This is a genomic window from Bacteroides sp. 2201st1_D9_2201SCRN_220225 (assembly GCF_040928965.1).
In the GTDB taxonomy this organism is placed as follows: Bacteria; Bacteroidota; Bacteroidia; order Bacteroidales; family Bacteroidaceae; genus Bacteroides; species Bacteroides stercoris.
In genome coordinates this window covers 23,291-35,713 of record NZ_JBCODG010000027.1, presented here as the reverse complement: position 1 = coordinate 35,713, position 12,423 = coordinate 23,291, and the positions used below count along the sequence as shown (strand labels likewise).

Genomic DNA, 12,423 nt, shown 5'->3' with positions numbered 1-12,423 from the left:
GGCTCGACGCCCTCGGGCAGATGGATGCTCTTAACTCACTGGCAACCTTTGCTTATAATCATCCCGCATATGCTTATCCTACTCTGCTCGACAAGGCTGATATGGCTGCCGCCAAAGCCGGCATCTCTTCCGATGCAAGGAAAGCCGGTGCGGCAAATACCGGCAGCAATGCCCGTTTCATACTCCGTGCAAAGGCTTTGGGACATCCCTTGATGCATCGCGACCGTTGTGTGCGCAACGACATCGACATGGAGAAACGCCCTTTCTTCATCATCATCACCGGCGCCAACATGGCAGGAAAAAGCACGTACCTGCGTACGATAGGCGTCAATTATCTGCTTGCCTGCACCGGCATGCCTGTGTGTGCGGAGGAAATGGAAGTGTATCCCGCGCGCCTTATCACCAGCCTGCGCACCAGCGACTCCCTGACCGACAACGAGTCTTACTTCTTTGCCGAACTTAAGCGCCTGAAACTCATTATCGACAAACTGCAAGCGGGCGAAGAGCTGTTTATCATTCTGGACGAAATACTCAAAGGAACAAACTCGATGGATAAGCAGAAGGGTTCATTCGCACTTATCAAGCAGTTCATGGCTTTAGAGGCAGACGGCATCATCGCCACCCACGACCTGCTGCTGGGTACGCTCATCGACCTTTTCCCGGAGAATATCCGCAACTTCCGCTTCGAGGCGGATATCACCGACAATGAGCTGACCTTCTCCTACCGTCTCCGCCCGGGCGTGGCGCAGAACATGAACGCCTGCTTCCTGATGAAAAAAATGGGGATTGCCGTCACCGACTAATCCCCGTTTTATACCGATAAGCTAAAGCGCTCGCTTTTATCTGCACAAACTTACACTGCCTTGCACTTAGACAGGAAAGCCGAGACCGCCGCTGCCTCGCTACCCGTGAAGTAACGTACGGAAGTCACCGGAGTATAGGTGTAAGGCACAAACTGAAACAGTTGCAATGCGGCAAATTTATTGTCCTGCGAAATCATAATGTCCATACGTACATTACCGCTCGATTCGCTCTTTATACCCGCCTCGCAGTCCGGATTGCCGCGCTCAATCATTTCGGTCAGCTCACCTATATGCTTCAAATCAAAAAACATGCTGCGCTCCTTTGTCACGCTTCCCGTAGGCAGGTACACCATTTCCTTCGACTTCCAGAACAAACGGAATACCCCCAGCAGAATCAATGCCGTGCCCACTACCATCAGCGCCATGCTTATGGTGGAAGATTTATCGTGCATTTCAAAAATAGAAACAAAGATAAGAAGACCCGCCACCATCATCGCCAATGAGATGAGCAGTCCGGAAACACTTGTACGTTTTGCAATATCGGGATGTGAAGACGCAAAAAGAGTTGCGTCGATAGTTTTAGTTGCCATATTATAAACAGTTTTATAAATTAATGAATTATTGTAATAGAGAATAAGGGAGTACAATCTCTTCTCTATACGGACATCTATCCGATGCCCATACACAGAAAAAAAACCTGAATACAATAAGACATTAAATCAGAATCCGCCTCAGTGTGAAAATATAGTATTCACACACAGGCTTGCAACCATAGTAAGCGGTGGAATCATAAAGCTTCTCTTTATGCAAAGACAGAACCGCTTCGCGCCGGGCAAGCTTATCCACCCAGTCCTTTAGTGAAAAGATGTATTCGGCGGTATAGGAACGCTGAATGCGGGACATGGCAAGCGAGTGCAGATGACCGCTGTTACTCGCCAGCTCCGCTACCGGCAGATAGGGCAACTGAGGTGAAGTAAAGCATGTGCCATCCTGAGAATGAGCGGCAGTCACCGCCTGAATATCCGTAGAATCTCCTGTACTCACCCCGCCATCGGAAGTAAATACAGCGCCCGACGTCTGCCACAAAGCCAACGCAAGCACCAGGAGTCCTATGATTTTCAAATATCTGCCCATAACTGTGTGCAAATATAGCGGTTTATTTCACAGGTTTGTTTTATACACACATCTTTTAAGGTTTGTTCATGTAAAAAGAGGATTGCCAAAATACGTTTGATTGAATCTCTAAAAAATCTTGCTTCGTCATAAATAGAAAGGTTATAGCTGTTGCAATATTGAAGTGGCAAAATTACACCACAACCATAACCTTTGAAGTAGGTACTTCTGTTAGTGCTTACCGTAAAAATGATAAAAGCGTAAACAAAAAAGCCGCCCCAATCGCTGGGACGGCTTTCTATATATAAAAAGAATAGTTGAATTATTCTGCTTTTGCTTCTTCAGCAGCAGGAGCTTCGGCAACCGGTGCAGTTTCAGCAGCGGGAGCAGCTTCAGCAGCAGCGCTCTTCTTTGAACGACGGGTACGGGTAGCTTTCTTAGCCACTTTTTCCTTAGCCATGTTTTCGTTGTAGTCAACGAGTTCAATGAAGCACATTTCTGCGTTGTCACCCAAACGGTTACCAGTCTTGATGATACGAGTGTAACCACCCGGACGGTCAGCAATCTTCACAGAGATTTCCTTGAACAGTTCAGTTACAGCATACTTGTCTTGCAAATTGCTAAATACAACACGACGAGAGTTTGTCGTATCGTCCTTGGCTTTTGTAATCAAAGGCTCAACGAACTTCTTCAGAGCTTTAGCCTTTGCAACGGTCGTAGTGATTCTTTTGTGCTTTATCAAAGAACACGCCATATTAGCCAACATAGCGTTTCTATGAGAGGCAGTACGACCCAAATGGTTGAATTTCTTATTATGTCTCATTTTTTATTCTTTATCTAATTTATATTTAGAAATATCAGTTCCAAACGACAGATTCAGACTTTCCAGCAAATCATCAAGCTCGGTAAGCGATTTCTTTCCGAAATTTCTGAACTTCAGCAAATCGGTCTTGTTGAACTGTACCAAGTCGCCCAAAGTCTCTACATCGGCAGCCTTCAAACAGTTGAGGGCGCGAACCGAGAGATCCATATCGACAAGCTTGGTCTTCAGCAACTGACGCATGTGCAATACTTCCTCATCAAACTCTTCATTGCCGTCAGCATCGTTGCTTTCCAGCGTAATCTTCTCATCGGAGAAGAGCATGAAGTGATAAATCAGAATCTTTGCTGCCTCTTTCAGAGCTTCTTTCGGGTGAATGGAACCATCCGTAGTAATCTCAAGCACCAGCTTTTCGTAGTCGGTCTTCTGCTCAACACGGAAGTTCTCTACCTGATACTTAACATTACGTATCGGAGTATAAATAGAATCGATAGGAATTACGTTCACATCGGTGCAATATTCGCGGTTTTCGTCAGCAGGAACATAACCACGGCCCTTGTTGATCGTAATATCTATCTGCATAGTTGATTTTGAATCTAAATGACAAATAACTAATTCAGGATTTAACACTTCAAATCCAGTCAAATACTTACCTATGTCACCTGCTTTAAATTCACTTGAATTCTCGATTGTAATACTTACCTTTTCGCTCTCGAATTCTTCAACTACTTGCTTGAATCTCACTTGTTTCAGATTCAAGATAATGTTAGTAACATCCTCTTTTACTCCCGGAACACTGGAAAACTCGTGCTCAACACCTTCTATCTTGATAGTAGTGATAGCAAAACCTTCCAATGAAGAAAGCAGGATGCGGCGCAGTGCATTACCCACGGTAATACCGAAACCGGGCTCCAACGGACGAAATTCGAACTTTCCGAATTTAGAGTCCGCTTCCAACATTAATACTTTATCAGGTTTTTGAAATGCTAATATCGCCATGAAATTAATTATTATTTAGAATACAATTCTACAATCAAATGCTCTTTAATGTTTTCAGGAATGTCTGCTCTTTCAGGTACGTGCAACAGCTTACCTACTTTAGCATTGTCATCCCATTCCAACCAAGGATATTTGCTGTGATTAAAGCCGGCCAATGAGTTGGCGATAACTTCCAAAGATTTGGATCTTTCACGAACGCCAATAACCTGACCCGGTTTTACTGCATATGAAGGAATGTTTACCACTTCGCCATCTACAGTAATGTGCTTGTGGCTCACCAACTGACGGGCAGCGGCACGAGTCGGAGCAATACCCAAACGGAATACTACATTGTCAAGACGACCTTCCAACAATTGAAGGAGCACCTCACCGGTAATACCTTTAGCGGTAGCTGCCTTCTCAAACAAGTTGCGGAATTGTTTTTCCAAAACTCCATAGGTGTATTTGGCTTTCTGTTTCTCACGAAGTTGAACACCATATTCAGAAGTTTTTCTCTTTCTTGAATTACCGTGCTGTCCGGGAGGATAGTTCTTCTTTGACAATACTTTATCTGCTCCAAAGATACCTTCACCGAATTTACGGGCTATTCTTGATTTTGGTCCAGTATATCTAGCCATTTCTTTTAAATATTTAATTGTTATTCATGAACTTAATTTGTTGCAGCCGCGATTGTAGAGAAGAAATTACAATCCAATAACAATATCAAGTTTCATTTTTTATTAAAGGTAAATCTTAAACTCTACGTCTTTTCGGAGGACGACAACCATTATGTGGAAGCGGAGTTACATCAATGATTTCAGTAACTTCGATACCTGCACCGTGGATAGTTCTAATAGCAGACTCACGTCCGTTACCTGGACCCTTCACATATGCCTTTACCTTTCTCAAGCCAAGATCGTATGCTACTTTAGCACAATCTTGAGCAGCCATTTGTGCTGCATAAGGAGTGTTCTTCTTAGAACCTCTGAATCCCATCTTTCCGGCAGAAGACCAAGAAATAATCTGACCTTCACTATTAGCCAGAGAAACAATAATGTTGTTGAAAGATGAATGAACATGCAACTGTCCATTAGCATCTACCTTTACATTTCTCTTTTTTGCTGCAACTGTTTTTTTTGCCATATCAACAATTATTATTTAGTAGCTTTTTTCTTATTAGCAACGGTTTTCTTTCTTCCCTTACGAGTACGGGCGTTGTTCTTCGTACTCTGGCCTCTTACAGGGAGACCGATACGGTGACGTACACCACGGTAGCAACCGATATCCATTAAACGTTTGATGTTCAATTGAACTTCAGAGCGAAGATCACCTTCTACTTTATACTCTGCACCAATGATCTCACGAATCTTGGCAGCCTGATCATCCGTCCAGTCTTTTACTTTCAGGTCTCTGTCAACACCTGCTTTGTCCAAAATCTTTGCTGAACTACTACGACCTATTCCATATACATAGGTCAACGCAACTTCACCTCTCTTGTTTTGAGGCAAATCGACACCAACTATTCTTATAGCCATATACTAAATTATTTTTTTTGCAAAAATAATAATATTATCCTTGACGTTGTTTATACTTAGGATTTTTCTTGTTAATAACATACAAACGGCCATTACGTCTAACGATCTTACACTCTGGCGTACGTTTCTTTAAGGATGCTCTTACTTTCATATCTTAATTTTATTTATATCTAAATACAATTCTTCCTTTCGATAAATCGTAAGGAGACATTTCGACTCTTACCTTATCACCCGGCAGGATCTTGATGTAGTGCATCCGCATCTTACCGGAAATATGGGCAGTAATCTCATGTCCGTTTTCTAATTCAACACGAAACATTGCATTAGACAATGCTTCAACTATAACTCCATCTTGTTCTATTGCAGATTGCTTTGCCATATTAACTTCTTAAATTGCTTTATCTCCTAATACTTCTTCAATGAATTTGAACGATGACAGAATATCGGCTTCACCGCTTCTCACTGCTATGGTATGCTCAAAATGAGCGGCGTACTTGCAATCTCTGGTTCTCACCGTCCAGCCATCACGTTCCATTACTATCTGCCGGTTACCTAAAGTTATCATCGGCTCGATTGCGATGCACAACCCCTTTTTCAACATTGTACCGTAACCGCGCTTACCGTAGTTGGGCACCTGGGGATCTTCGTGCATGTCCTTACCGATACCATGACCGACAAACTCGCGCACCACACCATAAGAATTGGACTCGCAATGTTGTTGTATAGCATATCCTATATCACCCAACCGCTTGCCTTGAACAGCATTCTGTATTCCTATATATAATGCTTCCTTAGTAACCTTCAGTAATTTGCGAACTTCTTCGTCAACCTCACCTACACAAAACGTATAGGCCGAGTCGCCACAAAAGCCATTCATATAAGTACCGCAATCAACAGAAACTACATCACCCTCTTTCAGTACTACATTATCACTCGGAATACCATGTACCACCTGCTCGTTTACAGAAGTACAAATCGAAGCCGGAAACGGATCGCCATATTGGTTCGGAAATCCCTTGAAAGTAGGAACAGCCCCATTATCTCTAATGAACTCTTCCGCTACTCTATCCAACTCCTTTGTAGTAACTCCGGGCTTTATAACCTTAGCTATCTCAGCCAACGTTTTTCCTACAAGCAAATTACTCGCACGGAGCAGCTCTATCTCATCTTCAGTTTTAAGAAATATCATTCTTCAAATAAGATTAATACGCAGCCACTGTACCGCTACGGCCTTTAATACGTCCAGATTTCAGCAAACCGTCATAGTGTCTCATCAACAAATGACTTTCAACCTGCTGGAGAGTATCAAGAACCACACCTACAAGAATTAACAAAGACGTACCACCGAAGAATTGAGCAAACTCGGCTTTCACACCGAAGATACCGGCAAATGCAGGCATAATGGCAACCAAAGCCAAGAAGAAAGAACCCGGCAAAGTGATACGTGACATAATCACGTCGATGTACTCTGCTGTTTGCTTTCCCGGTTTGATGCCCGGAATGAAACCGTTGTTTCTCTTCATATCCTCAGCCATCTGAGTCGGGTTAATGGTAATCGCAGTATAGAAATACGTAAACAGTATAATCAATACCGCAAAAATCAAATTATACCAAAAGCTTGTATGATCAGTTAATGCATGTATGAAACCGCTCGCATTATTTACATTTGAAAATCCAACGAGAGTAATAGGAATGAACATGATTGCCTGAGCAAAAATAATAGGCATCACGTTTGCTGCATTTACTTTCAAAGGAATGTATTGTCTTGCACCACCGTATTGCTTGTTACCAACAATCTTCTTTGCGTATTGTACAGGAATCTTTCTTGTACCTTGCACCAGAAGAATGGCAAATGCAATGACAAGCAACAGGACTACAAGTTCAATCAGGAACATAACCAGACCACCGGTCTTATCGGTCATACGGGAAATCAATTCCTGAAATAAAGACTGCGGTAAACGTGCAATAATACCCACCATAATAATCAAGGAGATACCATTACCTATTCCTTTGTCTGTAATTCTCTCACCAAGCCACAAAATAAACATACTTCCAGCCGCCAATATAATGGTAGAAGTAAGCATAAATAGAGTCCAATCTAATGAAGCATTTAAGGAAGGACCAGCCTGCATTTTAAGATTGAGCAAATAAGAAGGAGCCTGAACCAGCAAAATGATAATCGTCAGATAACGGGTGTACTGATTCATTTTTCTTCTACCACTCTCACCTTCACGTTGCAATTTCTGGAAATACGGTACCGCAATACCCAGCAACTGAATCACAATGGAAGCGGAGATATAAGGCATGATACCTAATGCAAAGATAGACGCATTAGAGAATGCTCCTCCAGAAAACATGTTTAACAAGGCTAAAAGACCCTCGCTTGTTTGTTGATGCAACTGTGTCAACATTGACGGATTAATACCCGGCAATACAACATACGAACCGAAACGGTAAATTGCCACAAACAATATGGTAATGAGGATCCGTTGTCTCAGATCCTCAATTTTCCATATATTCTTTAATGTTTCAATAGCTTTTCTCATCGAATTAGAGTTTTACTACTTGTCCACCAGCAGCTTCGATGGCAGCAACCGCAGTCTTAGAGAATGCGTGTGCTTGTACATCCAACTTAGCAGTCAAAGTTCCGTTACCTAATACTTTTACCAACTGGCTTGAAGAAATGAAACCGGCAGCGATGAAGTCATTGATACCTACAGTCTGCAGATTTTTAGCTTCGGCCAATTTCTGAATTGTATCCAAGTTGATAGCCTTATACTCTACACGGTTGATATTTTTAAAGCCAAACTTAGGAACACGACGTTGAAGAGGCATCTGACCACCTTCAAAACCGATTTTCTTAGAGTATCCAGATCTTGATTTAGCTCCTTTATGACCTCTGGTAGAAGTACCTCCCAAACCAGAACCCGGACCGCGTCCGATTCTTTTTCTTGTTTTAGTAGATCCCTCTGCAGGTTTTAAATTACTTAAGTTCATATTGTAATTCGTTTTATATTCAACAAATAATTACTTAACAATGGTAACCAAGTGTTTAACCTTATCCACCATTCCAAGAATTGAAGGAGTGCATTCGTGTTCAACCACACGATTCAACTTATGAAGTCCCAGTGCATCGAGAGTTCTCTTCTGATCAGCAGGAGCACCAATTCTACTTTTAACTTGTTTAATCTTTATAGTCGACATATTCTTCCTCCTTATCCTCTAAATACTTTTTCCATACTAACTCCTCTGTTCTGAGCAACCATACGGGCATCACGCATTTCGCTTAATGCCAAGATAGTAGCTTTCACCAAGTTATGTGGGTTGGAAGAACCTTTTGACTTAGCCAAAACATCCGTTACACCAACACTTTCAAGCACTGCACGCATTGCACCACCTGCCACTACACCAGTACCGTGAGAAGCCGGTTTAATGAATACCTCAGCACCACCAAACTTAGCAGACTGTTCGTGAGGAACCGTACCTTTCAGTACAGGTACTTTAGTCAGGTTCTTTTTTGCTGATTCAACACCCTTAGCAATAGCAGCGGTTACTTCGCCTGCTTTGCCAAGACCCCAACCGATGATACCTTCTTCATTTCCTACTACCACAATAGCAGAAAAACTAAAAGTTCTACCACCTTTGGTTACTTTGGTTACACGATTAATAGCAACCAATCTGTCTTTCAGTTCTATATCGTTTGTAATCTTAACTCTATTATTAAGTCCTGCCATAATGATTAAAATTTAAGTCCACCGTTACGAGCAGCATCAGCCACTTCTTTTACTCTCCCATGATACAAGTAACCATTACGGTCGAAAACAACAGTAGTTATACCTGCTTCCTGAGCCTTCTTTGCAATCAGTTCACCTACTTTGGCAGCCTGTTCTTTTTTAGGCATCTTTTCAGTCATACCCAAAGAAGATGCAGCAGCCAGAGTCTTACCGGACAAATCGTCGATAATCTGAACGTAGATTTGCTTATTGCTTCTAAACACACTCATACGCGGACATTCAGTTGTACCTGAAATCTTATTGCGTACTCTATATTTAATCTTAATACGTCTTTCTATTTTTGTTGTCATAATACTATCAATTTAAATGATTATTTAGCACCGGCTGATTTACCAGACTTTCTACGAATTTCTTCGCCAACAAACTTAATACCTTTACCTTTATACGGTTCAGGCTTACGGAAAGAACGTATTTTAGAGCAAACTTGACCAAGCAATTGTTTGTCGCAAGATTCCAAAAGGATAAGAGGATTCTTGTTTCTCTCAGACTTAGTTTCTACTTTGATCTCAGCAGGCAACTGTATAAAGATACTGTGCGTATAACCTAAGTTCAATTCAATAATATTGCCTTGATTAGAAGCGCGGTAACCTACACCGACAAGTTCCAATTCTTTCTTATATCCTTCAGATACACCAACAACCATGTTGTGAACCAATGAACGGTACAGACCGTGGAATGCATGCTTCTGCTTCGGATTATCCAGCATTGCATTTTCATTCTCTGTCAAAACGACATGGCCTTCTTCGATGGCAACATTGATAGCAGGATTTACATATTGGCTCATTTCGCCTTTGGGTCCCTTTACGGTAACCACATCATCCTTCAGAGTAACTGTTACTCCAGCGGGAATACTAATGGGTAATTTTCCTATTCTTGACATTGCTGATTCCTCCTATTAATATACATAACACAAAACTTCACCGCCAATCTTCAGTTCAGCGGCTTCTTTGTTGGTCATTACACCTTTGGAAGTAGATATTATAGCAATACCCAAACCATTAATAACTCGCGGCATCTCTTTGTAACCGGTATATTGACGCAAACCCGGAGAAGAAATTCTTTCCAGCTTCTTGATAGCGTTAACTTTGTTAACCGGATCATACTTCAAGGCAACCTTTATAGTACCTTGAGGACCATCTTCTACAAACTTGTAATTAAGAATGTAGCCTTTTTCAAAAAGAATCTTAGTGATTTCTTTTTTCAAATTTGAAGCGGGAACTTCAACAACTCTGTGCTTTGCTTGAATAGCGTTCCGCAACCTCGTCAAATAATCTGCTATTGGATCAGTCATATAAAAATAAATTAAATTAATCAGGACTGCCCTGACAATATTTAAAAAACAAAAATTACCAGCTTGCTTTCTTTACACCTGGAATAAGACCGTTGGATGCCATCTCACGGAACTGAATTCTGGAGATTCCGAACTGACGGATATATCCTTTAGGACGACCTGTCAATTTGCAACGGTTGTGCATACGAATCGGATTAGAATTCTTGGGCAGGTCCTGCAATTTCTGTGCAGCTTCAAAAGCTTCCGCAGGATCACCTGTTCTAACGATTTGCTTCAATGCAGCTCTCTTCTCGGCATATTTGGCTACTAATTTGGCACGCTTTACTTCACGTGCTTTCATTGATTCCTTTGCCATATTATCAATCTTTTTTAGCGTTCTTAAACGGTAAACCGAATTCTTTCAACAAGGCATAACCTTCTTCATCTGTTTGCGCAGAGGTTACAAAGGTAATATTCATTCCGAGAATTCTGGTAATACTATCGATATTAATTTCAGGGAAAATAATTTGTTCCTGAATACCAAGGGTATAGTTACCCTTTCCATCGAACTTACTTTCAATACCCTTGAAGTCACGGATACGCGGCAGAGCTACACGAACCAATTTTTCAAGGAATTCGTACATTCTCTCGCGACGTAAAGTTACCATAACACCAATCGGCATTTTCTTACGCAACTTAAAGTTAGCGATATCTTTACGAGAAATGGTTGCAACGGCCTTCTGACCTGTAATAGCAGTCATTTCATTAATTGCCACTTCGATAATCTTCTTATCAGCAACGGCCATACCCAAACCCTGATTGATAACAATCTTCTTAAGTACGGGTACCTGCATTGAAGAAGAATACTGGAACTGTGATTTCAATGCAGGCGCAATACGCTCTGCATATTCTTTCTTAAGGCTAGCAGTATTACTCATTACTTAATCTCCTCTCCTGATTTTTTAGAATAACGCACTAAAGTGCCGTCAGCACTTAATTTTCTACCAACACGCGTTGCTTTACCAGTCTTTGGATCAACCGGGTTCAAGTTTGAAATGTGGATAGAAGCTTCTTGCTTCACGATACCACCTTGCGGGTTCTTTGCATTCGGTTTTGTGCTCTTAGACACCATGTTGATACCCTCAACGATTGCACGTTTTTTATCAACAAGAACCTTCAATACACGACCAGTCTTACCTTTGTCTTCACCAGAATTTACGTAAACTGTATCGCCTTTTTTAATATGTAATTTACTCATTACTTAAATCTTTTACAAAATTAAAGTACTTCAGGAGCGAGTGACACAACTTTCATGTTAGCAGCACGAAGTTCACGAGCTACCGGACCGAAAATACGACTACCTCTAATTTCACCTGCATTGTTCAGCAACACGCAAGCATTATCATCAAAACGTATGTAAGAACCATCAGCACGACGGATTTCTTTCTTAGTACGTACGATCAAAGCTTTAGACACTGCACCTTTTTTAATATCACTTGAAGGGATAACGCTTTTTACAGAAACAACAATCACGTCCCCTACTGAAGCATAGCGACGACCTGTACCGCCCAAAACGCGGATACAGAGAGCCTCTTTTGCTCCACTGTTGTCACATACTGTAAGTCTGGATTCTACTTGTATCATAATTACTTAGCTCTTTCAATTATTTCAACCAATCTCCATCTCTTAGTCTTGCTCAAAGGACGAGTTTCCATGATGCGTACAGTATCGCCGATATTGCACTCATTCTTTTCATCATGAGCATGGTACTTCTTCGTCTTACTAACGAACTTACCATATATGGGGTGTTTTTCCTTAAACTTAGCTGCAACAGTAATGGTCTTATCCATCTTATCGCTCAGCACAACCCCTGTTCTTTCTTTTCTTAAATTTCTTGCTTCCATCAAGCTCATCATTTATTGTTAAGTTCTCTCTGGCGTAATTCAGTTTTCATACGCGCAATAGTCCTGCGTAATTGTTTGATCTGAGCAGGATTATCCAAAGGAGAAATAGAATGATTTAAAACCATTTGGCTATAGTTAGCCACTTCTGCTTCTACTCTTTCTACCAAGTCATTGGTAGTCATTTCTTTAATTTCTGCAATTTTCAT

Annotated in this window: 24 protein-coding genes; 1 reads left to right on the top strand and 23 read right to left on the bottom strand. The window is 41.4% G+C overall.

Going from position 1 to position 12,423, the window contains the following annotated elements; genetic code table 11:
* Positions 1–803: MutS family DNA mismatch repair protein (locus AB5903_RS10960; protein WP_368117841.1), on the top strand; the 803-nt coding region annotated here is incomplete at its 5' end.
* Between the two features lie 50 nt (positions 804–853).
* Here AB5903_RS10960 and AB5903_RS10955 read toward each other — a convergent pair.
* The 23 genes from AB5903_RS10955 to rpmC all read right to left on the bottom strand — a co-directional run bounded on the left by AB5903_RS10955 (position 854) and on the right by rpmC (position 12,423).
* Entirely contained in the window at positions 854–1,393 is a 540-nt protein-coding gene (locus tag AB5903_RS10955; RefSeq protein ID WP_016660786.1) for a hypothetical protein, read from the bottom strand.
* Positions 1,394–1,517: 124 nt separating this feature from the next.
* On the bottom strand, positions 1,518–1,937 hold the full coding sequence (locus tag AB5903_RS10950; RefSeq protein ID WP_005656463.1) for a hypothetical protein: 420 nt from the start codon (positions 1,935–1,937) through the stop codon (positions 1,518–1,520).
* Positions 1,938–2,238: 301 nt separating this feature from the next.
* On the bottom strand, positions 2,239–2,739 hold the full coding sequence (gene rplQ, locus AB5903_RS10945) for a 50S ribosomal protein L17 (protein ID WP_005656466.1): 501 nt from the start codon (positions 2,737–2,739) through the stop codon (positions 2,239–2,241).
* Positions 2,740–2,742: 3 nt separating this feature from the next.
* Positions 2,743–3,735, bottom strand: a complete 993-nt coding sequence (locus AB5903_RS10940; RefSeq protein ID WP_005656468.1) for a DNA-directed RNA polymerase subunit alpha — start codon at positions 3,733–3,735, stop codon at positions 2,743–2,745.
* Between the two features lie 11 nt (positions 3,736–3,746).
* Complete coding sequence (rpsD, locus tag AB5903_RS10935; protein WP_005656470.1) at positions 3,747–4,352, bottom strand: 30S ribosomal protein S4; 606 nt, start codon at positions 4,350–4,352, stop codon at positions 3,747–3,749.
* Between the two features lie 115 nt (positions 4,353–4,467).
* The gene (rpsK, locus tag AB5903_RS10930; protein WP_005656474.1) at positions 4,468–4,857 is read right to left on the bottom strand and encodes a 30S ribosomal protein S11; all 390 of its coding nucleotides are present in this window, start codon (positions 4,855–4,857) and stop codon (positions 4,468–4,470) included.
* Positions 4,858–4,868: 11 nt separating this feature from the next.
* On the bottom strand, positions 4,869–5,249 hold the full coding sequence (gene rpsM / locus AB5903_RS10925; protein WP_004291218.1) for a 30S ribosomal protein S13: 381 nt from the start codon (positions 5,247–5,249) through the stop codon (positions 4,869–4,871).
* A 34-nt stretch (positions 5,250–5,283) separates the two neighbouring features.
* Positions 5,284–5,400: a type B 50S ribosomal protein L36 gene (ykgO, locus tag AB5903_RS10920; protein WP_002558051.1), complete on the bottom strand. Its 117-nt coding sequence runs from the start codon at positions 5,398–5,400 to the stop codon at positions 5,284–5,286.
* Between the two features lie 9 nt (positions 5,401–5,409).
* Complete coding sequence (gene infA, locus AB5903_RS10915) at positions 5,410–5,628, bottom strand: translation initiation factor IF-1 (RefSeq protein ID WP_002558052.1); 219 nt, start codon at positions 5,626–5,628, stop codon at positions 5,410–5,412.
* A 9-nt stretch (positions 5,629–5,637) separates the two neighbouring features.
* Positions 5,638–6,438, bottom strand: a complete 801-nt coding sequence (gene map / locus AB5903_RS10910; RefSeq protein ID WP_005656511.1) for a type I methionyl aminopeptidase — start codon at positions 6,436–6,438, stop codon at positions 5,638–5,640.
* 13 nt (positions 6,439–6,451) lie between these two features.
* Positions 6,452–7,795, bottom strand: coding sequence for a preprotein translocase subunit SecY (gene secY / locus AB5903_RS10905; RefSeq protein ID WP_005656513.1), 1,344 nt, complete (start codon positions 7,793–7,795; stop codon positions 6,452–6,454).
* 4 nt (positions 7,796–7,799) lie between these two features.
* A complete protein-coding gene (gene rplO, locus AB5903_RS10900) occupies positions 7,800–8,246 on the bottom strand; it encodes a 50S ribosomal protein L15 (protein ID WP_004291221.1) in 447 nt (148 codons plus the stop codon).
* Positions 8,247–8,276: 30 nt separating this feature from the next.
* Positions 8,277–8,453, bottom strand: coding sequence for a 50S ribosomal protein L30 (gene rpmD, locus AB5903_RS10895; protein WP_004291222.1), 177 nt, complete (start codon positions 8,451–8,453; stop codon positions 8,277–8,279).
* Positions 8,454–8,464: 11 nt separating this feature from the next.
* Positions 8,465–8,983 carry a 30S ribosomal protein S5 gene (rpsE, locus tag AB5903_RS10890; protein WP_005656517.1) on the bottom strand — a complete coding sequence of 173 codons (519 nt, stop codon included), beginning with the start codon at positions 8,981–8,983 and terminating at the stop codon, positions 8,465–8,467.
* 5 nt (positions 8,984–8,988) lie between these two features.
* A complete protein-coding gene (gene rplR, locus AB5903_RS10885) occupies positions 8,989–9,333 on the bottom strand; it encodes a 50S ribosomal protein L18 (RefSeq protein WP_005656518.1) in 345 nt (114 codons plus the stop codon).
* A gap of 20 nt (positions 9,334–9,353) precedes the next feature.
* On the bottom strand, positions 9,354–9,923 hold the full coding sequence (gene rplF / locus AB5903_RS10880; RefSeq protein ID WP_005656520.1) for a 50S ribosomal protein L6: 570 nt from the start codon (positions 9,921–9,923) through the stop codon (positions 9,354–9,356).
* A 15-nt stretch (positions 9,924–9,938) separates the two neighbouring features.
* Complete coding sequence (gene rpsH, locus AB5903_RS10875; protein WP_005656522.1) at positions 9,939–10,334, bottom strand: 30S ribosomal protein S8; 396 nt, start codon at positions 10,332–10,334, stop codon at positions 9,939–9,941.
* Positions 10,335–10,389: 55 nt separating this feature from the next.
* Positions 10,390–10,689, bottom strand: coding sequence for a 30S ribosomal protein S14 (gene rpsN, locus AB5903_RS10870; RefSeq protein ID WP_005656523.1), 300 nt, complete (start codon positions 10,687–10,689; stop codon positions 10,390–10,392).
* A 4-nt stretch (positions 10,690–10,693) separates the two neighbouring features.
* On the bottom strand, positions 10,694–11,251 hold the full coding sequence (gene rplE, locus AB5903_RS10865; protein WP_004294559.1) for a 50S ribosomal protein L5: 558 nt from the start codon (positions 11,249–11,251) through the stop codon (positions 10,694–10,696).
* A complete protein-coding gene (gene rplX / locus AB5903_RS10860; RefSeq protein ID WP_005656526.1) occupies positions 11,251–11,571 on the bottom strand; it encodes a 50S ribosomal protein L24 in 321 nt (106 codons plus the stop codon). The genes rplE and rplX overlap by 1 nt, the downstream gene beginning before the upstream one ends.
* A 20-nt stretch (positions 11,572–11,591) precedes the next feature.
* The gene (gene rplN / locus AB5903_RS10855) at positions 11,592–11,957 is read right to left on the bottom strand and encodes a 50S ribosomal protein L14 (RefSeq protein WP_005656528.1); all 366 of its coding nucleotides are present in this window, start codon (positions 11,955–11,957) and stop codon (positions 11,592–11,594) included.
* A 2-nt stretch (positions 11,958–11,959) separates the two neighbouring features.
* Positions 11,960–12,229 (bottom strand): 30S ribosomal protein S17, encoded by a 270-nt coding sequence (gene rpsQ, locus AB5903_RS10850; RefSeq protein ID WP_005656533.1) that lies wholly within the window; start codon positions 12,227–12,229, stop codon positions 11,960–11,962.
* Complete coding sequence (gene rpmC / locus AB5903_RS10845) at positions 12,226–12,423, bottom strand: 50S ribosomal protein L29 (protein ID WP_005656537.1); 198 nt, start codon at positions 12,421–12,423, stop codon at positions 12,226–12,228. Before rpmC ends, rpsQ begins: the two co-directional genes overlap by 4 nt.